The organism is Actinotalea fermentans (genome assembly GCF_007991475.1).
In the GTDB taxonomy this organism is placed as follows: Bacteria; Actinomycetota; Actinomycetes; order Actinomycetales; family Cellulomonadaceae; genus Actinotalea; species Actinotalea fermentans.
The window spans coordinates 1,090,889-1,111,792 of record NZ_BJYK01000001.1 but is presented as its reverse complement, the minus strand read 5'-3'; the positions used below and the strand labels follow the sequence as shown (position 1 = coordinate 1,111,792).

The 20,904-nt window shown below is 74.7% G+C and carries 16 protein-coding genes; 8 read left to right on the top strand and 8 right to left on the bottom strand.

All coding sequences use genetic code 11. The features are described from left to right. Window positions 1–2 precede the first annotated feature (2 nt). A complete protein-coding gene (locus AFE02nite_RS05140) occupies window positions 3–4,949 on the bottom strand; it encodes an Lhr family ATP-dependent helicase (protein WP_146819280.1) in 4,947 nt (1,648 codons plus the stop codon). A gap of 157 nt (window positions 4,950–5,106) precedes the next feature. On the opposite strand from AFE02nite_RS05140, the gene AFE02nite_RS05135 reads away from it, so the two are divergent. The 7 genes from AFE02nite_RS05135 to rny all read left to right on the top strand — a co-directional run bounded on the left by AFE02nite_RS05135 (window position 5,107) and on the right by rny (window position 11,317). Then, window positions 5,107–5,328, top strand: coding sequence for a DUF3046 domain-containing protein (locus AFE02nite_RS05135; protein WP_034246756.1), 222 nt, complete (start codon window positions 5,107–5,109; stop codon window positions 5,326–5,328). A 75-nt stretch (window positions 5,329–5,403) separates the two neighbouring features. Next, a complete protein-coding gene (locus AFE02nite_RS05130) occupies window positions 5,404–6,333 on the top strand; it encodes an ABC transporter ATP-binding protein (RefSeq protein WP_034246758.1) in 930 nt (309 codons plus the stop codon). Next, window positions 6,333–7,145 carry an ABC transporter permease gene (locus AFE02nite_RS05125; protein ID WP_222594322.1) on the top strand — a complete coding sequence of 271 codons (813 nt, stop codon included), beginning with the start codon at window positions 6,333–6,335 and terminating at the stop codon, window positions 7,143–7,145. Before AFE02nite_RS05130 ends, AFE02nite_RS05125 begins: the two co-directional genes overlap by 1 nt. Further along, complete coding sequence (locus tag AFE02nite_RS05120) at window positions 7,145–7,999, top strand: ABC transporter permease (RefSeq protein WP_146819157.1); 855 nt, start codon at window positions 7,145–7,147, stop codon at window positions 7,997–7,999. Before AFE02nite_RS05125 ends, AFE02nite_RS05120 begins: the two co-directional genes overlap by 1 nt. A 192-nt stretch (window positions 8,000–8,191) precedes the next feature. Beyond that, window positions 8,192–9,232, top strand: a complete 1,041-nt coding sequence (gene recA, locus AFE02nite_RS05115; protein ID WP_034246765.1) for a recombinase RecA — start codon at window positions 8,192–8,194, stop codon at window positions 9,230–9,232. Continuing rightward, window positions 9,229–9,807, top strand: coding sequence for a regulatory protein RecX (locus AFE02nite_RS05110; RefSeq protein ID WP_407643080.1), 579 nt, complete (start codon window positions 9,229–9,231; stop codon window positions 9,805–9,807). Before recA ends, AFE02nite_RS05110 begins: the two co-directional genes overlap by 4 nt. A gap of 22 nt (window positions 9,808–9,829) precedes the next feature. Further along, window positions 9,830–11,317: a ribonuclease Y gene (rny, locus tag AFE02nite_RS05105; protein ID WP_034246767.1), complete on the top strand. Its 1,488-nt coding sequence runs from the start codon at window positions 9,830–9,832 to the stop codon at window positions 11,315–11,317. On the opposite strand, the gene AFE02nite_RS05100 is transcribed toward rny, so the two are convergent. The 4 genes from AFE02nite_RS05100 to AFE02nite_RS05085 form a co-directional block, all read right to left on the bottom strand. After that, entirely contained in the window at window positions 11,274–12,164 is an 891-nt protein-coding gene (locus AFE02nite_RS05100; protein WP_052113737.1) for an amino acid ABC transporter permease, read from the bottom strand. The two genes, rny and AFE02nite_RS05100, sit on opposite strands and share 44 nt — an antisense overlap. Next, window positions 12,161–12,808: an amino acid ABC transporter permease gene (locus tag AFE02nite_RS05095; protein ID WP_034246768.1), complete on the bottom strand. Its 648-nt coding sequence runs from the start codon at window positions 12,806–12,808 to the stop codon at window positions 12,161–12,163. The genes AFE02nite_RS05100 and AFE02nite_RS05095 overlap by 4 nt, the downstream gene beginning before the upstream one ends. 89 nt (window positions 12,809–12,897) lie before the next feature. After that, the gene (locus AFE02nite_RS05090) at window positions 12,898–13,803 is read right to left on the bottom strand and encodes a glutamate ABC transporter substrate-binding protein (protein ID WP_034246774.1); all 906 of its coding nucleotides are present in this window, start codon (window positions 13,801–13,803) and stop codon (window positions 12,898–12,900) included. Window positions 13,804–13,853: 50 nt separating this feature from the next. After that, a complete protein-coding gene (locus AFE02nite_RS05085) occupies window positions 13,854–14,630 on the bottom strand; it encodes an amino acid ABC transporter ATP-binding protein (RefSeq protein ID WP_034246776.1) in 777 nt (258 codons plus the stop codon). 96 nt (window positions 14,631–14,726) lie between these two features. Here AFE02nite_RS05085 and miaB point away from each other — a divergent pair, with 96 nt between their 5' ends. Then, the gene (miaB, locus tag AFE02nite_RS05080) at window positions 14,727–16,352 is read left to right on the top strand and encodes a tRNA (N6-isopentenyl adenosine(37)-C2)-methylthiotransferase MiaB (RefSeq protein WP_146819156.1); all 1,626 of its coding nucleotides are present in this window, start codon (window positions 14,727–14,729) and stop codon (window positions 16,350–16,352) included. Window positions 16,353–16,355: 3 nt separating this feature from the next. Here miaB and AFE02nite_RS05075 read toward each other — a convergent pair whose 3' ends face one another. Genes AFE02nite_RS05075 through AFE02nite_RS05065 form a run of 3 tightly spaced genes read right to left on the bottom strand, consistent with a single transcriptional unit; the run spans window position 16,356 to window position 20,799 of the window. Continuing rightward, the gene (locus AFE02nite_RS05075; protein ID WP_146819155.1) at window positions 16,356–18,350 is read right to left on the bottom strand and encodes a hypothetical protein; all 1,995 of its coding nucleotides are present in this window, start codon (window positions 18,348–18,350) and stop codon (window positions 16,356–16,358) included. After that, window positions 18,347–20,314 carry an HSP90 family protein gene (locus AFE02nite_RS05070; RefSeq protein ID WP_052114056.1) on the bottom strand — a complete coding sequence of 656 codons (1,968 nt, stop codon included), beginning with the start codon at window positions 20,312–20,314 and terminating at the stop codon, window positions 18,347–18,349. The genes AFE02nite_RS05075 and AFE02nite_RS05070 overlap by 4 nt, the downstream gene beginning before the upstream one ends. Continuing rightward, window positions 20,311–20,799, bottom strand: a complete 489-nt coding sequence (locus tag AFE02nite_RS05065; RefSeq protein WP_034248986.1) for a type III secretion system chaperone family protein — start codon at window positions 20,797–20,799, stop codon at window positions 20,311–20,313. The genes AFE02nite_RS05070 and AFE02nite_RS05065 overlap by 4 nt, the downstream gene beginning before the upstream one ends. Window positions 20,800–20,904 lie beyond the last annotated feature (105 nt).

The window sequence follows — 20,904 nt, the reverse complement described above, 5'->3', positions numbered from 1 at the left end:
GCTCAGGTCCGGTCCCGCAGGCGCAGGCCGCGCGGCGTGACGCCGAACCCAGCCTCGGCGAGCGCGCGGGCGAGCGGCCCCGCGAGCGTCTCGCGGTCGAGCACCGCCGCGCCGTCGGCCCGGCTGAGGGTGAGCCGACCGAGCGCGCCGGTGCGCGCCGTGTCCGCGAGGGCCCGTGCCGCGGCGAGCAGCGCAGGGTCGGCGTCCGTGAACGACAGGAGCGTGCGGCCGCCGCGTTCGAGGTACAGGACGAGCGCCCCGTCCACCAGCACGACCACCGCGCCCGCCTTGCGCCCGGGGCGGTGGCGTGCGGCCCGGTCCGCCTCGCCGTCGCCGGTGCCGGCGCCTGGGTCGGGCCACGCGAGCGCCGCGCCGTACGGGTTGGCCGGGTCCGTCGCGGCGAGCACGACGGCGGTGGGCGACGTCCGGCGTGCGTCCGGGGCCTGGGCGAGCTCGGCGGCGTCCTGACGGAGCAGGTCCACGGCGCCGGGGAGGGCGAACTGCGAGCCGCCGAGGTGCTCGACGAAGTACCCACGGCGGACCTGGCCGGACTCCTCGAGCGCCGCGAGCACGCGGTAGAGGGCGGTGTACCACGCGCCCGTGCCCTCGACCCCGGCGACGCCGCGCGTCAGCACGCCGTGCCGGTCGAGGAGCAGCGCCGCCAGGGCCCGGGCCCGCACCGTCGGCTCGGTCTCCCTGCCGGGCAGGAGCGACCACCGCCCGACGGCGTCCGGACCGGCGCCGGCGCCGCTCGCCTCGGGGCGCAGGGCCAGCCGCGTCATCGTGCGGGCCCGGGGCGGTGGTCGGCGGGTCGGGTGCGCCGTGCCGCCGATGCGCGCGCCGAGACGTGCCCGCAGCGGCGCCATGCTGTCGTTGGTCACCCGGCCCGCCCACACGAGCTCCCAGAGCGCGTCGCGCACGGCTGACAGGGCGACGCCGGTGCCGAGCCGGAGCCGCACCTGCTCCGCGAGCGCGGGCAGGAAGAAGCCGCCGCCGCCGCCGAGCACGTCCAGCAGCGCGTGCTCGACGCGCGGACCCTGCGGTGCGGCGACGCCCTCGACAGGGGTCCCGGCGCCCGACGGCGCGTCGCCGTCGAGCATCTCGAGGTCCCCGGTCACCGCGACGATCGCGTCCGGGTCCAGGAGCGGCAGCGTGAGGTCGGCGGTGGCGGCGAGGTGGAGGCTGACCAGGCCGTCCTGGGCGGCCAGGGGGCCGTGGCCGGCCCACAGGACCTCGCCGGCGCCCGTGAGCTCGTCGAGCATCCGCGGGTCGTAGTCCGCGACGCGCGCCGGCAGCACCAGGCTCTCGAGCGCCGACGCGGGCACGACGGCGCCCGCGAGCTGCTCGACCGCGCGGAGCAGCCCGTCGGCGCCGCGCAGGCGGGTTGGCCCGGCGGCCGAGGCGACGCCCTGCCAGCGGGGGAGGAAGACGCCCAGCGCCGCGGGCGGGACGGGCTCCACCTCGGCGCGCAGGGCGGCGAGCGAGCGTCGCCTGATGAGCCGGAGCACGTCGGCGTCGCAGACGTCCTCGCCGGTGCCGCCGAGCGCCTCGGGGCGGATCCGGCCGACGACCACGGCCCCGTCCGCCTCCAGCCGGCGCAGGACGTCGGCGACCACCGCCACGCCCAGGCCCAGACGCGCGGCGACGTCGGCGGCGGTGAACGGGCCGTGCGTGCGCGCGTGCCGGCGGACGAGGTCACCCAGCGGGTCGGGGACGACCTCGGTGAACTCGACCGGGACGCCGACGGGCAGCGCCACGCCCAGGGCGTCCCGCAGCCGCCCGGCGTCCTCGATGGCCGCCCAGTGCTCCGGCTGCGCGGTGGCTCCGATGCGCACCTGGATCACGCGGCGCGCGGCCGCGAGCTCGGTGAGCCACGTGCCGACCTCGGCCCGGAGCTCGGGACGGGTGCGCGCGGCCAGCTCGGCGGCGGTCAGGGGGCCGTGGCGGCGGACGACGTCGGCGGCGTCCTCGAGGTGCCGCGCCTGCCGGGCGGGTGCGGTTCCCGTGACCTCGGCCTCGGTGCGCTCGAGGGCTCCGGGGTCGAGCAGGTCCGCCAGCTGGGCGGCGCCCTGCTGGCCGAGGAGCTCGGCGAGCAGCGTCGGGTCGAGCGTCAGCGCTGCGGCCCGCCGCTCGGCGAGGGGCGCGTCCCCCTCGTACAGGAACTGGGCCGTGTACCCGAAGAGCAGCGACCGGGCGAACGGCGACGGCGTCGGGGTGGTCACCTCCACGACGCGGACGCGCCGGGCCGCGACGTCCGCCATGAGCCGGGTCAGCCCTGCGACGTCGAAGTCGTCCTGGAGGCACTCGCGGGCCGCCTCGAGGAGCACGGGGAACTCGGGGAACTTCGCGGCGACGGAGAGCAGCTGGCTCGAGCGCTGCCGCTGCTGCCACAGCGGCTGGCGGCGGTCCGGCCGGCGACGGGGGAGCAGGAGCGAGCGCGCCGCCGCCTCGCGGAACCGCGCCGCGAAGAGCGCCGACCCGCCGAGCTGGCTGCGCACCGCGTCGGCGACCTCCTCGGGTGCGAGCAGCAGGTCGTCGAGCTCGATGCGGGGCCCCTCGCCGCCGCGCCAGCGGCCCGCGGCCACGTCCCACACCGCCTCCGACAGCGTGTCCGGCAGGCGCAGCACCAGGCCGTCGTCGGCGTGCAGGACCGCGGCGTCCAGGCCGTGCCGCTCGCGCAGGCGCGCCGCGAGCACGATCGCCCAGGGACCGTGCACACGAGCGCCGAACGGCGAGTGGACGACGACGCGCCAGTCGCCGATCTCGTCGCGGAACCGCTCGACGACGACCGTCGCGTCGTCGGGCAGGTGGCCTGTCGCGTCACGCTGCTCGCGCAGGTAGGCCACGAGGTTGTCCGCGGCCCACTCGTCGAGACCGTCGGCCGCCAACCGGCGCCGGGCCTGCGCCGGCGGCAGCGCCGCGACCTCACGGACCCAGGCGCCGAGGGCGCGTCCGAGCTCCGCGGGTCGGCCGGGCGCGTCACCCTTCCAGAAGGGCAGGCGGCCGGGCAGGCCGGGGGCGGGCGAGACGAGCACGCGGTCGGGGGTGATCTCCTCGATGCGCCAGGTGCTCGAGCCGAGGGTGAACGTGTCGCCGACGCGCGACTCGTAGACCATCTCCTCGTCGAGCTCGCCGACGCGGCGCCCTCCCCGCCCCCGCGCGTTGGGGTCGGTGGGCGCCTGGCCCGCGGCGTCGTCGGCACCGGCCAGGAACACCCCGTACAGGCCGCGGTCGGGGATCGTGCCTCCGCTGGTGACGGCCAGGTGCAGCGCCCCGGGCCGGGGCGTGAGCACGCCGGTCGCGCGGTCCCAGACGATGCGCGGGCGCAGCTCGCCGAACTCCTCGCTCGGGTAGCGCCCCGCGAGCATGTCCAGCACCGCACGCAGGGTCGCGTCGCCCAGACCGGCGAAGGGGGCGGCCCGACGCACGACCGTCGCCAGGTCCGCCACGGTCCACGCGTCGACCGCGACCATGGCGACCACCTGCTGGGCGAGGACGTCCAGCGGGTTGGCCGGCACCGACAGCTCCTCGATCGCGCCGGCGCGCATGCGGGCGGCGGTGACCGCCGCGGGGACGAGATCGCCCCGGTGCGTCGGGAAGAGCACACCTCGGGACACGGCGCCGACCTGGTGCCCGGCGCGGCCGACCCGCTGCAGGCCGGACGCGACGCTCGGTGGGGCGCCCACCTGGACGACCAGGTCCACGGCGCCCATGTCGATGCCGAGCTCGAGCGACGACGTCGCGACGACGGCCGGCAGGCGCCCGGACTTGAGCTCGGACTCGGTCCGGGTGCGCTCCGTCCGGCTCATCGAGCCGTGGTGCGCCCGCGCGAGGATCGTCGTCGCGTCCCGGGTGTCGATGCCGGCGCTCGTCCCGGACGCGCTCGGCGCCGCGGCGGGCTGCGCCGCCCCGACGTCGGGCACCTCCGCGCCGCTGCGTTCGGCCCAGACCTCGTTCAGGCGCGACGTGAGGCGCTCGGCGGCCCGGCGCGAGTTCGTGAAGACGAGCGTGGACCGGTGCTGTGCGACGAGGTCGGTGATGCGCTCCTCGACGTGCGGCCAGACCGAACGGGCCCGCCGCGCCTCGGCGGCCGACGCCGCACCCCCGTCGGCGTCCAGCCGATCGCCCGCACGGCGTGGGCCGGCGGCCGCGCCGTCGCCCCCGGGCGCGCGCGGTGCCAGGTCCGCGAGGTCGGGGACCGGGACGACGACGTCGACCTCGACCTGCTTCGCCGCCGGCGGCTGGACCACCGCGACGGTGCGCCCGCCGTCCTGCGGCGTGCGGGCGCCGGACAGGAAGCGCGCGACCGCCTCGACGGGCCGCACGGTGGCGGACAGCCCGATCCGCTGCGCCGGCCCGGGGCCGTGCTCGAGGAGGGCGTCGAGGCGTTCCAGGCTCAGCGCCAGGTGCGCGCCCCGCTTGGTCCCGGCGACGGCGTGGATCTCGTCGAGGATGACCGTCCGGACGCCGGCGAGCCCCGCGCGCGCCTGCGACGTGAGCACGAGGTAGAGCGACTCGGGCGTCGTGATGAGCACGTCGGGCGGCCGGCTGCCGAACGCGCGGCGCTCGGCAGCCGGGGTGTCGCCGGTGCGGATGCCGACCTCGACGTCGGGGACCGTCACGCCCAGCCGGGTCGCGGCCTGGCGGATGCCGACCAGCGGCGACCGCAGGTTCTTCTCGACGTCGACGGCGAGGGCCTTCAAGGGCGAGACGTACAGCACGCGGCAGCGCAGGGCGGGGTCCTCCGGCGGCGGCTCGGCATGCAGCCGGTCGAGCGCCCAGAGGAACGCCGAGAGGGTCTTGCCGGAGCCGGTCGGCGCGACCACCAGCGCGTGCTGGCCGGCGCCGATCGCCGACCACGCACCCACCTGCGCCGCCGTCGGACCGGCGAACGCCCCCGTGAACCACGCCCGCGTCGCGGGCGAGAACTGGGCGAGCGCGTCCGCGATCCCTGCGCCCGTCGCGTCCACGGGTCCATTCTGGTGCCCGCCCCCGACAGGCGCGCCGATCGCTCGCCGACCCGCTCGCCGGCGCCCGCTCGCAGGCACGGCTGCCGGCGCCGCGCCGGCCGCTGGTGCGGCGCCGAGGTCGTGGCAGGCTGTCCCGGTGCGCTACAGCGAGTTCTGGGAGCTGGTCGACGACGTCTTCGGCCCGCAGGGCCGCACGCTCGCGCGCGATCTCGTGATCGGGCAGCTCGACGACCGGACCGCCGTCGTCGCGCTCGACGCGGGGGAGGACCCGGCCGCCGTCTGGCGCGCGCTGTGCGACGCGCAGGACGTGCCGGCCGCCCTCCGGTGGGGCCACCCACGGCCCCGGCGGAGAGCCTGAGCGCGGCTGCCGTGGGCGCGGGCGAGGCGACGAATCCGGTGTCGCGACGTCGGTGGGCGGGAGTACGGTCTCCCGGTGCCTGACAGCCCCCTCATCGTCGCCCGCGGACTGGTCAAGCGGTTCGGCGACTTCGTCGCCGTCGACGGCATCGACGTCGAGGTGCGGCCGGGCGAGTCGTTCGGCTTCCTCGGGCCGAACGGTGCGGGCAAGTCCTCGACGATGCGGATGATCGGCTGCGTCTCGCCGCCGTCGGGCGGCACCCTGCAGGTCCTCGGCATGGACCCCGCGACCGACGGGCCGCGGATCCGCGCGCGGCTCGGCGTCGTGCCGCAGCGCGACAGCCTCGACGAGGAGCTCACCGTCGAGGAGAACCTCTGGGTCTACGGCCGCTACTTCGGGCTGCCCCGCGCCGTCGTGCAGGAGCGCGCCAAGGAGCTGCTGGAGTTCGCCCAGCTGACCGACCGCGCGTCGTCGATCGTCGAGCCGCTGTCCGGTGGGATGAAGCGCCGCCTGACGATCGCCCGCGGCCTGGTCAACACCCCCGACATCCTGCTGCTCGACGAGCCGACGACGGGCCTGGACCCGCAGGCCAGGCACGTCCTGTGGGACCGCCTCTTCCGGCTCAAGCGCGAGGGCGTGACGCTCGTGCTGACGACGCACTACATGGACGAGGCCGAGCAGCTGTGCGACAGGCTCGTCGTGATGGACCGTGGGCGGATCGTCGCCGAGGGCTCCCCGCGCGAGCTCATCGACACGTACTCGACCCGCGAGGTGCTCGAGCTCCGGTTCGACACCGACGACCACGCGCACCGGCTCGGGGACGTCGACGGCATCGCGGACCGGGTGGAGGTGCTGGCGGACCGGCTGCTGCTGTACGTGCGCGACGGCGAGGCGGCGCACGCGGAGGTGCTGCGGCGTGGGCTCGAGCCGTTGTCGGCCCTCGTGCGCCGGGCGACGCTCGAGGACGTGTTCCTGCACCTGACCGGCCGGAGCCTGGTGGACTGATGGCGCTCGGCACGAGGATCGCGCCCGCGTCGCGCCCGATGGTCCGGGGCGGCGGGTGGGCCGTCATGGCCCACTGGCTGCGCAAGTACCGCCGCGTCTGGTTCGGCTCGGCGGTCTCGAGCTTCCTGACCCCGCTGCTCTACCTCGCCGGCATGGGCTTCGGGCTCGGCATGCTGGTCGACTCCGGCAGTGGCGGCGTCGGAGGCGTGCCGTACGTGGTGTTCGTCGCCCCGGGCGTGCTCGCCGCGACCGCGATGCAGGTCGGCACCGGGGAGACGTCGTTCTCGGTCATGGGTGGCATCAAGTGGGACCGCATGTACCACGCGATGCTGGCGACGCCGCTCGGCCCGCGCGACGTCGTGGCGGGCCAGCTGGGCTTCGTCGCGGTCCGCGTCCTGACGTCGGTCACGGCGTTCTTCGTCATCGCGGCGATGCTCGGCACCGTGCGCTCACCGTGGGCCGTGCTGGCGATCCCGGTGGCCGGCCTGGGCGGCATGGCCTTCGCGGCGTTGATGTTCGCGTTCGCGGCCCGGCTCGAGAACGACCGCGGGCTGACGCTCGCGTTCCGGTTCGTCATCACGCCCATGTCGCTCTTCGCGGGCACCTTCTTCCCCGTCGAGCAGCTGCCCGGTTGGCTCCAGCCCGTCGCGTGGGCCACGCCCCTGTGGCACGCGGTCGAGGCCTGCCGCGACCTCTTCCTCGGCACCGTGGCACTCGGTCCGCTGCTCGGGCACCTCGCCTACGTCGGCGCGTGGGCGGTGCTCGGGTACGTGCTCGCCGTGCGGGTGCTGACCCGACGGATGGTGGTGTGATGACGACGACGTACCGCTCGTCCGGCCCGGGGGGCGCCGCGCCGTCGGGCATCGCCCACCGCCTGGCCCGCGCGCTGCCCATGCCGGCCGGTGCGGGCATGGCACGCACGCTCGTCGAACGGAACTTCGTCTCGTTCCGGCGCACGTGGACGATCATCGTGTCCGGGTTCTTCGAGCCCGTCTTCTTCCTGTTCGCGATGGGTGTCGGGATCGGGTCGATGGTCGGCGACATCCAGCTGCCCGACGGCGGCTCCGTCCCGTACCTGGCGTTCGTCGCGCCGGCGCTCCTGGCGTCGTCGGCGATGAACGGGGCGGTCTTCGACTCGACGACGAACGTGTTCTTCAAGCTCAAGTACGCCAAGCTCTACGACTCCGTGCTCTCGACGCCGCTGGGTCCGCGCGACGTGGCGATCGGGGAGATCAGCTGGGCGCTGCTGCGGGGCCTCGTGTACTCCGGGGCGTTCCTGGTCGTGGCCTGGCTCGCAGGCGCGGTGGAGAGCCTGTGGGCGCTGGCGGCGGTGCCGGCGGCGACGCTCATCGGATGGGCGTTCGCCTCGGTCGGGATGGCGTCGGCGACGTACATGCGCACCTGGGCGGACTTCGACTACATCCAGCTCGCGATCATGCCCATGTTCCTGTTCTCGGCGACGTTCTTCCCGCTGACCACCTATCCCCAGGCGCTGCAGTGGCTGGTGCAGGCGACGCCGCTGTACCACGGGGTCGCGATGACGCGAGAGCTCATGCTCGGGGACGTCTCGCTCGCCATGGTCGGCCACGTCGGCTACCTCGCCGTGATGGGCATGGTCGGCACGCTCTGGACGGCGGGCCGCGTCGAGCGGCTCCTCCTCAAGTAGCGAGTGCCTGCGCCGGGCGTGTCGCACCGCGTCGAACAGGTGTTCGGCTAGGCTGTCCACACGAGCTGCGGCGGCGCGGGTGTGCACAGGCTCGGAGGGTCGGCACCGATCGTGTCGGAGGTGGCCCGTAGCGTCGCTTGCACTCCACAGACGAACGATGGGCCGACGGCCCCCGGACACACGAGGTGTTCCATGCCTGCTCCCGCAGACCGCACCAAGGCGCTCGAGGCTGCGCTCAGCCAGATCGACCGCCAGTTCGGCAAGGGCTCGATCATGCGCCTCGGCGACGAGAGCCGCGCCCCCGTCGAGGTGATCCCCACCGGGTCGATCGCCCTCGACATCGCGCTCGGCATCGGCGGCCTGCCGCGCGGTCGTGTCATCGAGATCTACGGCCCGGAGTCGAGCGGCAAGACCACCGTGGCGCTGCACGCGGTCGCCAACGCCCAGAGGGCCGGGGGGATCGCGGCGTTCATCGACGCCGAGCACGCCCTGGACCCCGACTACGCGAAGAAGCTCGGTGTCGACACCGACGCGCTCCTCGTGTCCCAGCCGGACACCGGCGAGCAGGCGCTCGAGATCATGGACATGCTGATCCGCTCCGGCGCGATCGACATCGTCGTCATCGACTCGGTCGCCGCGCTGGTGCCCAAGGCGGAGATCGAGGGCGAGATGGGTGACAGCCACGTCGGCCTCCAGGCGCGCCTGATGTCGCAGGCGCTGCGCAAGATCACCGGTGCCCTGAGCGCCTCGGGCACGACGGCGATCTTCATCAACCAGCTGCGCGAGAAGATCGGCGTGTTCTTCGGCTCGCCGGAGACGACGACCGGTGGCAAGGCGCTGAAGTTCTACGCCTCCGTGCGCATGGACATCCGGCGCATCGAGACCCTCAAGGAGGGCACCGAGGCGGTCGGCAACCGGACCCGCGTCAAGGTCGTGAAGAACAAGCTCGCGCCGCCCTTCAAGCAGGCCGAGTTCGACATCCTCTACGGCATCGGCATCTCGCGCGAGGGTGGCCTGATCGATCTCGGCGTCGAGCACGGGCTGGTCCGCAAGTCCGGCTCGTGGTTCACCTACGAAGGCGACCAGCTCGGTCAGGGCAAGGAGAACGCTCGCGGGTTCCTCCGCGACAACCCCGACCTCGCCAACGAGATCGAGAAGAAGATCAAGGAGAAGCTGGGCGTCGGTGCGCGCGTCGACGCACCCGCCGACCCCAGCGCCTCCGTCGACTTCTGAGGCACACCCTGACCGGACGCCCACGCCGCCCCCGGTCGCCGGCGCACGAGCCACCGGCGACCGGGTCGGCGTCTGCCGACCGCGAGCCCGATCCTGAGTCGGTCGCCCGAGCCATCGCCCTGCGCCTGCTCACCAGTGCGCCGCGGAGTCGCCAGCAGCTCGCCGAGGCCATGGCCCGGCGTGACGTCCCTGAGGACGTCGCGAACAGGGTGCTCGACCGGTTCACCGAGGTGGGTCTGATCGACGACGCCGAGTACGCCCGCATGCTCGTCCGCTCCCGCCACGAGTCGAGGGGCCTGGCGCGGCGTGCCCTCGCCGTCGAGCTCCGCAGGAAGGGGATCGACCCGGAGCTCGCGACGGAGGCGCTCGGGCAGGTGGACGACGACGCCGAGCAGGCGAGCGCCCGCGAGCTCGTGCGTCGTCGTTGGCGGCCGGGCCTCGACCGGGACGTCCAGACCCGGCGACTCCTCGCGATGCTCGCGCGGAAGGGATATCCCTCCGGCCTGTCGCACCGCGTGGTGGCCGAGATGCGCGACGATGAGGGGTGGTCGGACGCCGTCGAGGCGGACGAGTAGCCCCTGACGGAGGGAGAGCACGGTGGACTGGGGTGACGCGGCCATCATCATCGCGTTGCTGGCCGCATGCCTCGTCGCCCTCATCCTCGTGCTCCTCGCCCGCCGCGAGGCGGACGCGACGCGTCGCCAGGCACACGAGGACACCGACGCGATCAAGACCGAGGCCCGCGCGATGCTGGCCGACGCCCAGCGCCGTGAGGAGCACGTCGCGCGGCGCGAGCAGGAGGTCGCGGCAGAGTGGCGCCAGGCCCGCGAGCTGACCGAGCAGGCCGAGGCCAAGGCGCAGCAGGTCGAGCTCCGGGCGCAGCAGGCCGAGGCGGACCGCCGCGCCGCACGCGACCAGCTCGCTGCGGCGCGCCAAGAGGCCGCCGAGCTGCTCCAGATCGCCTCCGGGCTCACGCCGGACGAGGCCCGGGCCCACCAGCTCAAGCTCATCACCGAGGACGCCGAGCGCGACGCCGCGGCCATGGTGCGGCGGGTCGAGGCGAAGGCGCGTCGCGCCGCGGACGACCGGGCCCGCCACATCGTCGCCACCGCCGTCCACCGGATGGCCGGGCCGACGAGCACCCAGAGCGTGGTCACGGTCGTGCCGCTGCCGGCGGAGGAGATGAAGGGCCGCATCATCGGCAAGGAGGGGCGCAACATCCGCACCTTCGAGGCGCTCACCGGCGTGAACGTCATCATCGACGACAGCTCGGACCAGGTCACCCTCTCGAGCTTCGATGCGGAGCGCCGGGAGGTCGCCGCCGTCGCACTCGAGGCACTCATCGCGGACGGGCGCATCCACCCCCAGCGCATCGAGCTCGCGTACGCCGAGGCTCTCGCCGGTGCCCGTGACCGCGCCGTCGCCGCGGGTCACGAGGCCGCCGAGCGGGCCGGCGTCGTCGGGCTGCACCCGGAGGTCATCGAGACGCTCGGGCGGCTCCGCCTCCGGGTGAGCTACGGGCAGAACGTCCTGGCGCACCTCGTGGAGACGGCGCAGCTCGCCGCCGCCATGGCAGCGGAGATAGGCGCGGACGTCGCCACCGCACGGCGGGCGGCCTTCCTGCACGACCTGGGCAAGGCGATGTCGGCGGAGCGTCCCGGGACGCACGCGGCCCTCGGGGCCGAGCTGCTCCGCAGGCTCGGCGAGTCCGAGATCGTCGTCAACGCGGTCGCCGCGCACCACGACGAGGTGGCGCTCCAGTCCGTCGAGGCGGTCATCGTCCAGGCGGCCGACGCGGTCTCGGCTTCGCGGCCGGGCGCCCGGCGCGAGGAGCTCGACCAGTTCGTCGAGCGGATGACGACCCTGGAGTCCCTCGTCGCCTCACACCCCGGCGTCCGCCGTGCGGTGGCCATGGCCGCCGGCCGCGAGGTGCGTGTCGTCGTCGAGCCCGAGATCGTGGGCGACGCCGCGGTGCCCGAGCTCGCCGGCGCGATCGCCCGGCAGATCGAGTCCGACCTGACCTACCCGGGCGAGATCACGGTCACGGTCGTGCGCGAGTTGCGCGCCTCCGCGACGGCCGGCTAGCCACCAGGGCCAGGCCGGCCGGATCGCCCACCGCTCCCGCGCGGGCGCCGGTCCGGCGGCTGAGCCACCGCGCGAACGCCGACAGGCTGAGGTTCACCGCGAGGTACGTCCCGGCACCCACGACGAACAGCGCGACGAAGTAGCGGTTGCCGAAGTACTGGCCGTTGTTCTGGATCGCCTTGAGCAGCTCGGGGTAGCTCACGATGAAGCCGAGCGAGGAGTCCTTGAGGAGGACGACGAGCTGCGCCACCAGGCTCGGCAGCATCATGCGGACCGCCTGCGGGAGCAGGACGTGGCGCAGCGACTGCCAGCGGGAGAGGCCGATCGCGGAGGCCGCCTCGGCCTGCCCCTTCGGCAGCGCCGCGAGGCCCGCTCGAAGGATCTCGGCGAAGATCGCCATGTTGTACACGACCAGCCCGAAGACGACGCCGCCGAACGGGTCCATGCCGAGCGCGAGCGTGCCTACGAGCATCATGAGCAGCACGGGCAGCCCGCGGAACACCTCGACCACGGCCACCGCGGGCACCCGCAGCCACCTCAGTCTCGTCGTCCGCCACAGCGCGAGCACCAGGCCCAGGACCAGCGCCAGCGGGGCTGCGACCGCTGCTGCGCGCAGCGTCGCGCCGAGGCCGCGCACCAGGATGGAGCGCCAGACGTCGGCGGCGGACTGGCCCTTCGGAGGGTTGTGGAGCACGTCCCAGTGATCGGCCTGGAACACGCCGCGCCCCGCGGCGTACCGCAACGCGAGGAACGCCAGGGCGAGGACGACGACGGCGCCCACGACTGAGCCGATGCGCTCACGGCGCCGCGTGACGGGGCCGGGGGCGTCGTACAGGACGGAGGTCATCGCGCGAACGCCACCCTTCGCTCGAGCGACGTGGCGAGCAGGCCCATCGGGATCGTGATGACGAGGTAGCAGACGGCGACGCCGACGAGCACCCACGGGTCGCCGGCGTTGGCGGTCGACAGCCGCCGTCCCGTCCCGACCAGCTCCACGACGGCGAAGCCCGCGGCGACCGAGGTGTTCTTGGTGAGGGCGATGAGCACGTTGATCAGCGGCGGGACGGTGGACCGGACCGCCTGTGGCAGGACGACCTCGCGCAGGACCTGTCCGAAGGTCAGCCCGATCGAGCGGGCGGCCTCCGCCTGTCCCACCCCGACGCCGTTGATCCCGGACCGGACGGCCTCCGCCACGAAGGCGGACGTGTAGAGCGCCAGGCACGCGACGGCCGTCCAGAACCCGAGCGGCGGGAGGATGCCGAACTGGGGAGCGACCAGCACCATGAAGAAGAAGACCAGCGTGAGCGGGGTGTTGCGGAGCACCTCGACGTACGCGGCGGCGACGACCCGCAGCGAGCGCAGCGGGGCGATGCGCAGGGCCGCCATCACCAGCCCGACGGCCAGCGCCGCCACGGCCGAGTACGCCGTCAGGCGTGCCGTGACCGCGAACCCGTCCAGGTACGTCGAGGCGTTGTCGACGATGAGGTCCACCCGCGTCCTCCGTTCGGTGGCCGTCGGTGCCAGGTGTGGACATCCGGGGAGCGGGACGGCGCGCCGGCGCGTCCCGCTCCCCGGCGGGGTCAGTCCTCGTACCGGTCGACGGCGGGCGGCTCGGGCGTCGGCAGGACGGTGCCGGCCGTCGACTCCCACGCCTGCGTCCAGCGGCCGTCGGCGAACAGGTCCTCGAGGACGTCGTTGATCCACATCCGGAACTCGACGTCGTCCTTGGCGACGCCGATGCCGTAGGGCTCCTGCGTGAACGGCTCCCCGCGCACCTCGAGGTCGTCGTTCTCGGCGGCGAAGCCCGCGAGGATGACGTTGTCCGTGCTCACGGCGTCCACCTGGCCGTTGCGCAGCGGCTCGAGGCACTCGGAGTAGGTGCCGAACGGCACCACCTCGACCTCCGGGTAGTTCTCGAGCAGGTTCTGCTCCGGCGTGGAGCCGGAGACGGTGCACACGCGCGCGCCCGCGAGGTCGTCCGGCCCCTGGATGTCCTCGTTCGAGGCCAGCGTGAGGATCGACTGACCGGCCTCGTAGTACGGGCCCGCGAACCCGACGCGCTGCTTGCGGTCGTCGTTGATGGTGTAGGTCGCGACGACGAGGTCGACGTCGCCGTTCTCGATCGCCGTCTCGCGGTTCTGCGACGGCGTCTCGACCCACTCGATGTCCTCGGCGGCGATGCCGAGCTCGCCGGCGATGAGCGTGCCGATCTCGACGTCGAACCCTTCCGGCACGCCGTCGGGCCCGACCAGGCCGAACAACGGCTGGTCGAACTTCGTCCCGATGGTGATCGAGCCCTCCTCGGCGAGGCGGGCCATGGTGCTGCCCTCCGGGAAGGCCCCCGGGTCGGACTCGCCGTCGTCGGTGGTCGCCGTGCCGTCGGCCTCGGGCGCCGGTGCCGGGTCGTCCTCGGCGTCCGCCTGGCAGCCGGCCACCGCCAGCGCCGCCGTCGCGAGGAGGACGGCTCCCGTTCTGCGTCGACTCATCGTGGTCACCTTCCGTGTCGTGCCCCCAGGGGCGTGGTCGGTCAGTGCAGTCAGTGGGTGAGGATCGCGGACAGGAAGTCGCGGGCGCGGTCGGACCGCGGGGCCGTGAAGAACTCCTCCGGGCTCGCCTGCTCGACGATCCGGCCGCCGTCCATGAAGACGACCCGGTCGGCCGCACGTCGGGCGAAGCCCATCTCGTGGGTGACCACGACCATCGTCATGCCGTCGCGCGCGAGGGCGACCATGACGTCGAGCACCTCGTTGATCATCTCCGGGTCGAGCGCGGAGGTCGGCTCGTCGAAGAGGATGACCTTCGGGTGCATGGCGAGGGCCCGGGCGATGGCGACCCGCTGCTGCTGGCCACCGGAGAGTTGCGCGGGCAGCTTGTGCGCCTGGTCGGCCACGCCGACGCGCTCGAGCAGCCGCATCGCCTCCGCCTCGGCGTCGGCGCGGCGCGTCCGGCGCGCCTTGACCGGGCCCAGTGTGACGTTCTCGAGTACCGTCTTGTGCGCGAACAGGTTGAACTGCTGGAAGACCATCCCGACGTCGGCGCGCAGTCGCGCGAGCGCCTTGCCCTCCGCGGGGACGGGGACGCCGTCCACGGTCACGGTCCCGGAGTCCGCCGGCTCCAGGCGGTTGATGACGCGGCACAGGGTCGACTTGCCCGATCCGGACGGCCCGATGACGACGACGACCTCGCCGCGGTGCACCACCAGGTCGACGTCGACCAGCACGTGCAGCCGCCCGAAGTGCTTGTTCACGCCCGACAGCACGACGAGCGGCGCGCCCGCCCGCGCCGTGGTGCCGTCCTCGACTCCGTCCCCCATCATCTGCCGACGGTAGGACCGTCCTGTTTCCCCGGCCACTCGGGATGATCACAGCGGGGTAAACCCTGGGCCTCGCGCGCCGTACCCTGGTGGGCGATGTCCACCACGCTCTCCACCCCGGCCCACGCCCCCGACGACGCCCCCGCGCCCGGGGGGGTGCGCGCGCCCGACGCGCGCGGCACCTACGTCGTGCGCACGCTCGGCTGCCAGATGAACGCGCACGACTCCGAGCACATGGCCGGCCTCCTGGAGACCGCGGGCTACGTGCCGGCGTCCGCGCAGGACGCCGCCGCCTGGCAGGCGGACGTCGTGGTCATCAACACCTGTGCGGTGCGCGAGAACGCCTCGACGCGGCTCTACGGCAACCTCGGCCAGCTCGCGGGGATCAAGCGCGGGCGGCCGGGCATGCAGATCGCCGTCGGCGGGTGCCTCGCCCAGAAGGACCGCGCCGGCATCGTCGAGAAGGCGCCGTGGGTCGACGTCGTCTTCGGCACCCACAACCTCGACGCGCTGCCGGTGCTGCTCGAGCGCGCGCGGCACAACGCGCGCGCGGAGGTCGAGATCGCCGAGTCGCTGCAGGTCTTCCCGTCGACGCTGCCCACCCGCCGGGAGTCGGTCTACGCGGGCTGGGTCTCCATCAGCGTCGGGTGCAACAACACGTGCACCTTCTGCATCGTGCCCCACCTGCGCGGCAAGGAGCGCGACCGGAGGCCGGGCGACGTGCTCGCCGAGGTCGAGGCGCTCGTGGCGGAGGGCGCGGTCGAGGTGACGCTGCTCGGGCAGAACGTCAACTCCTACGGGGTCGGCTTCGGGGACCGGGCGGCGTTCGGCAAGCTCCTGCGCGCTGTCGGTGCGATCCCCGGGCTGGAGCGCGTGCGCTTCACCTCACCGCACCCCGCGTCGTTCACCGACGACGTCATCGAGGCGATGGCGCAGACGCCCACCGTGATGCCGAGCCTGCACATGCCGCTGCAGTCGGGCTCGGACCGCATCCTGCGGGCCATGCGCCGCTCGTACCGCTCCGAGCGGTTCCTCGGCATCCTGGACCGGGTGCGCGCGGCGATCCCCGATGCGGCGATCACCTCCGACGTCATCGTCGGCTTCCCGGGCGAGACGGAGGAGGACTTCGCCGAGACCCTCCGCGTGGTGGAGCAGGCGCGCTTCAGCTCGGCCTTCACGTTCCTCTACTCGCCGCGGCCCGGCACCCCTGCCGCGGACCTGCCGGACCAGGTGCCCGCCGACGTCGTGCAGGAGCGCTACGAGCGGCTCGTCGCCCTGCAGGAGCGCATCTCCACGCAGGAGAACGAGCGACAGGTCGGGCGCGTCGTCGAGGTCCTCGTCGCCGAGGGGGAGGGCCGCAAGGACGGCGCGACGCAGCGGATCAGCGGCCGTGCCGCGGACAACCGCCTGGTGCACCTGGCGCTCCCACCGCACGTCGTGGCCGCCGCGACCGCGGACGCCACCGACCAGCGGCTCGCCGCCGACCTCGACCCTGCGCTGCCGCGGCCGGGTGACCTCGTGACGGTGCGGGTGACCCACGGCGCACCGCACCACCTCGTCGCGGACTCCGCGCTGGCCGGCGGGCCGTACCAGGTGCGACGGACGCGGGCGGGCGACGCCTGGGCGCGATCCCGCGGGGCCGACGACGGGCACGGGCACGCGCACGGAGAGCCGCCGACGGCGGGTCCCGTCACCCTCGGCATGCCGACCCGCCGGGCCTGAACCTCACGCCCGGACGGCGTCCGCCTCGTCGTCGCGCCCCGCGGCGCGCAGCACCGCGATGAGCTCGCTGGCGACCTCGGCGCGCCGCGTGCGGTCGCCGGCGATGTCGAAGCCCTCGCTCGCCGACTCCAGGTGCCACGCCGCCGCCGTCAGGTCGCCGCGGTCCCGGTGCGCGCGGCCGGCGAGCCAGAAGGCGTGCGCCGCGTCGGCGACGGCGCCCAGCTCGGCGAGGGCGACGGCCGCCTCCTCGGCGAGGTCGGCGGCGCCCTGGAGGTTCCCGGCGCTCGCCAGCAGGCGCGCGGAGACGTCCGTCAGCTCGGCCCGGGCGCGCGTCCGCTCGGCGCGCGTGCGCCCGGCGAGCTCCTCGTCGGGCGGGTTCGCGGCGAGCGGCTCGCTGCCGGCGTCCGGCCCGTCGGCCGGGGGAGCGGGCGCCAGCAGGACGTCCAGGGCCGCGACGTGCGCCCGGACCGCCGGGAGCGCCGCCTCCGGCACGCCGGCGTCGGCCGCGCACTCGGCGTGGTCGCTCAGTACCGGGACCAGGTGCTCGGGCGGCGTCCCGGCGGCGTCGAGCAGCTCCAGCGCGCGCGCGAACGCGGCGGTGGCCCCGGCGTGGTCGGTGGCGCGCCACGCGAAACGGGCGGCGTTGGCGAGAGCCCAGCCGGCGTCCGCCAGCCGCCCGGCGGCCTCGGCGAGCCGCGAGGCGGCGAGGAAGTGCGCGGTCGCGCCCTCGGGGTCCCCGTCGGCGACCGCGCGCTCGGCCTGCGCGAGCTGGTCCGCCTCGGGATCGGTGTCCGCTGCGGGCGGCGTCGCCGCGTCGGCGTCGCCCCGTGCCGTGCCCGACGGCGCGACGGCGGCCCCGGCGACGGCCGAGGCGTCCCCGTCGGGCGAGAACCGCAGCACGCTCAGGTCCACGACCCGACCATCGCGCTCGGCCGACCACGCGCGTGCGACGAGCCGGCTCGCGGCCGTGGTGCCGTTGCGCGCGTCGAAGGCCGCCGCCAGGGCGGTCGCCTCGGCGCGGAGCCAGTCGTCCAGCTCCGCCACGGTCGTCGTGGGCGCCGCACCCGGCAGGGACATGGCGAGCACCCGGCCCCCGCCGCCGGCGTCGCGCACGAGGTGCGTCGCGGTGCCGACCCGGGCGAGCAGCTCCAGGCGAGCCCGAGGCGTCTCGCACTGGAGGAGCAGCTGCTGGTCGCCGACGATCCGGCGCAGTGCGGCGTCGTCGTTGCCGGAGCGCGCGCAGAACTCGATGAGCCGGCCGCGCGCGCCGGCCATCTCGCCCGTGGCCTCGTCGAGCTCCGCGATCGCCCGACGGTGCGCCCGGGCGGCGTCGGCGTCGTTGCCCAGGGCCAGGTGGGCGAGCTGGAGCACCGACAGCATGTCCGCCGGCTCCGTCGCGCAGCGCGCCGACTCGGCGAGCGCCGCCTCGACGATGCGCACCACCTCGGCGTAGCGCGACCGGGCGAGCAGGTAGACGGCCCGGTCACCCGGCTCGCAGGCCTCGCACTGGCTGTACTCGTCGCGCGGCGTGGCGCACCAGGCGTCGAACGCCGCGTCCGCGGTGGCCTCGTCGCCGAGCTCGTCCGCCCAGAGGAAGCGCTGCTGCATGACGGCGTTCAGGCCGAGGCCCTCGAGGCGGTAGCGGCGCGCCATGTCCTCGATCGTGGCCGTGATCTGCGCGGCGGGGACGGCCGGGAACTCCATGAGGTCCGCGACCATCCACTTGAACATCCAGAAGAGGGCGTGCCGGTCGTGCTCGTCGAAGTGCTCCGGGTGCTCCTCCCACAGCCGGACCAGCCGGGTGAACGGGACGAAGGACTTCTCGGCCTCGCCGGCCCAGAACATCGAGTCGACGAGGGTGCCGAGGGCGTACGGCACCACCTCGGCCGGGCCCTCGGTCTCGAGACGGCGCACGACCCGCTCGGCTGCCTGGGTCCGCGCCAGGCCGTACGGCATCGAGCTCACCCGGTGCACCTCGCGGATGGCCGCGTCGGTCATGGCGTGTCCTTCCCGGACCTGTCGGTGGGCAGCTCGTCGGTGGGCGACCCGTCGTCCCGCCCGTCCGGCGCGTCGTCCGTCGTCACGTCCGGCGCGTCGTCCGGCAGGCCGGCGTCGAGCAGGGCCACCAGCGACTCGGTCATGAGCGCCGTCTCCCGCCCGCGCAGGGGCTCCCCGGCCAGCAGGAGGGCCGACACGTACAGGGAACGCAGGCCGGCGTCCCGCACGGCCCCGGGGGGCGCCGCCAGCAGCCGGCCGGCGATCGGGTTCGCCGCGTTCAGCACGAGCTGGCGCGCGGCCGTCGGGCGTGCGAAGGCGGCCAGGGTCTGCCCCCAGGTGTCCGCGACCTCGGCCGTGCGCGCCAGCTCCCGCTGGTGGTCGCCCTCACGGTCGTGCAGCAGGATCGCGGGCAGCGTGGACGGCTCGAACGTCCGGACCGTGACCTCGGTCTCCTCGCGGCGGAGCAGCTCCGTGAACGCGGCGATGGTCGCAAGCCAGACCAGCTCCTGGGCGGGGTCCACGGGGCCGAGCACGTGCCGGACGTCGTCGCTCGTCAGGGTCCGTACGCGCCACTCGGGGCGTCGGCGGGCGAGCCGGGTGAGGATGTCGGCGTCGTAGACGTAGCCGCCGTTGACGACCGTCAGGCGCTGCGCGCGGGCGACCGGTGCCACCCGCCGGTACTCCTCCACGCTCGGGGTCCAGAGCACCTCGCCGGCGGCCGCGGCGACCTCGGCGAGCGTGGCCACGCCCTCGGTCGTCTCGTACGGCAGGACGGCGGCCGCGGTCTCGAGCATCGTGTCGTCGGTCACGGCGAGCGCCCGGACGGCGAGGTGGTGCGCCTCGAGGAATCGCCGACGCAGGGGACCGGGCTCGGCGAGCGTGCGGGTCAGCCAGTCGCGGATGGTGCGACCGAGCGACTCGCGCACCCCGAGCAGCACGTCGTCCACGTAGAGCTGCTCGCGCGAGGCGGTCGGGCGCAGGCCGTCCGCGTTGACCACGCACCTGACGAAGAACGCCCACTCGGGCAGCAGGCCGTCGACGCGCGTGCCGAGCAGCATCCGCTTGACGTACACGCGGTGCGCACCGCCGGACGTGGGGCTCACGGCCGAGGGCAGCACGAACGCGACGCCCGAGACGCCGGCGAGCGGGAGGTCGAGGTCCACGGCGGCCAGCGGGCTGAACCCGAGGGTCGCCTCGCAGTAGTCGGCGAGGGCCTGCGTGCGGTCGCCGTCGCGCGCGTCCCGGGCCCACGGCAGGGCGCCGGACGTCACGCGGCGCCACGCCCAGCCGTCCCCGACGGGTACCTCGACCGCGATGTCCACCGGCAGGAGCCCGCCGACGTCCCCGGCGAGCGCGAGCACCGTCTCGCGCGTCAGCCAGTGCTCGGCGTCCGGCCGGGCGCGCAGGCGCACGCGCGACCCCGGGGCGGCCACCCCGCCGGGCTCGCCGGCCAGCTCCTCGTCGAGGGCCCCGTGGGGGAGCGTCTGCAGCGTGTAGCTGCCGTCGGCGAAGCCCCGCCACCGGATCGGGGCGGCGCCGGCGGCGCTGACGCTGACGAGCTCGACCTCGTCGGCGACCATGAACGAGGACAGCAGACCGATGCCGAACTGGCCCAGGTACTCACCGCGGGCGGTGCCCAGGTCGTCGTCGCGCTTGGAGCTCGCGCCGATCGTGGCCAGCAGCTCCTCGGCCTGCTCCCGCGAGAGGCCGATGCCGGTGTCGCGGACCTCGAGCGTGCCGTCCGGCAGGCACCGCAGCCGCACCTGGGCGGGGCAGCCCGGCTCCGTCCCGCGTCGCGCCGTGATCGCGTCGACGGCGTTCTGCAGCAGCTCGCGCAGGTACACCCGCGGGCCGGAGTACAGGTGCCGGGCGAGGAGGTCGACGACGCCGTGCAGGTCGACCTGGAACGCGTGCGCGGACGGCCCGGCCGCGCCGTCGCCCTCGGCGGACGGGCGAGGGGTCATGCGTCGTCGGAGTCCGCGGCAGCTGCGGCCGCCGCCTCGGGGTAGTGCTCGTCGAGGTGCTCGAACAGCTGCAGGGTGGTGGCGAGGCCGCAGCTGACGAGGTCCTTGAGCTGGTCGTCGGTGACGCCCGCGCCGAGCGGCGTGGAGACCTCGCCGTAGACGCCGAGCTCCTCGCCCTCGGGGCGCACGTAGCCCTTCGGCCAGATCTTGTCGTCGTGCCAGCCGTTGAGGAGCGACATCATCGGCGCGAGCTGGTCCACGCCGACCGTGCGGGCCCAGCGGCCCCGGATGGTCAGCACGGTGCCCTCGGCGCCGCCCAGCATGAAGAAGAACAGGTGGCCGTCCCAGTAGCCGCCCAGGTCGCCGTCGTCGTCCACGGCGTAGTGCGCGTCCCAGCCGTCCAGGACCGCCGCGATGGCCTGCTGCGTGAGGGGGGTGGGTGCGCCCGCCGCCGCGCGTCCGCCGTCCTTGGTGAAGTAGCCCACTGGTCGCTCCTCATGATCGTCTGCCCTGCGGACGGTACCGGGCCGACGAGGTCTCGCGAGGGCGATTCCGCACGTTGGCCCCGTTCGCGGCACCCGTGCGCGATA

Excerpts from the sequence above, each read along its gene's own strand:
- recA (WP_034246765.1), top strand. The coding sequence starts at position 8,192 with ATGCCTGCTCCCGCAGACCGCACCAAGGCGCTCGAGGCTGCGCTCAGC.
- AFE02nite_RS05120 (WP_146819157.1), top strand. The coding sequence starts at position 7,145 with ATGACGACGACGTACCGCTCGTCCGGCCCGGGGGGCGCCGCGCCGTCG.
- miaB (WP_146819156.1), top strand. The coding sequence starts at position 14,727 with ATGTCCACCACGCTCTCCACCCCGGCCCACGCCCCCGACGACGCCCCC.
- AFE02nite_RS05125 (WP_222594322.1), top strand. The coding sequence starts at position 6,333 with ATGGCGCTCGGCACGAGGATCGCGCCCGCGTCGCGCCCGATGGTCCGG.
- AFE02nite_RS05100 (WP_052113737.1), bottom strand. The coding sequence starts at position 12,164 with ATGACCTCCGTCCTGTACGACGCCCCCGGCCCCGTCACGCGGCGCCGT.
- AFE02nite_RS05070 (WP_052114056.1), bottom strand. The coding sequence starts at position 20,314 with ATGACCCCTCGCCCGTCCGCCGAGGGCGACGGCGCGGCCGGGCCGTCC.
- AFE02nite_RS05090 (WP_034246774.1), bottom strand. The coding sequence starts at position 13,803 with ATGAGTCGACGCAGAACGGGAGCCGTCCTCCTCGCGACGGCGGCGCTG.
- AFE02nite_RS05085 (WP_034246776.1), bottom strand. The coding sequence starts at position 14,630 with ATGGGGGACGGAGTCGAGGACGGCACCACGGCGCGGGCGGGCGCGCCG.
- AFE02nite_RS05075 (WP_146819155.1), bottom strand. The coding sequence starts at position 18,350 with ATGACCGACGCGGCCATCCGCGAGGTGCACCGGGTGAGCTCGATGCCG.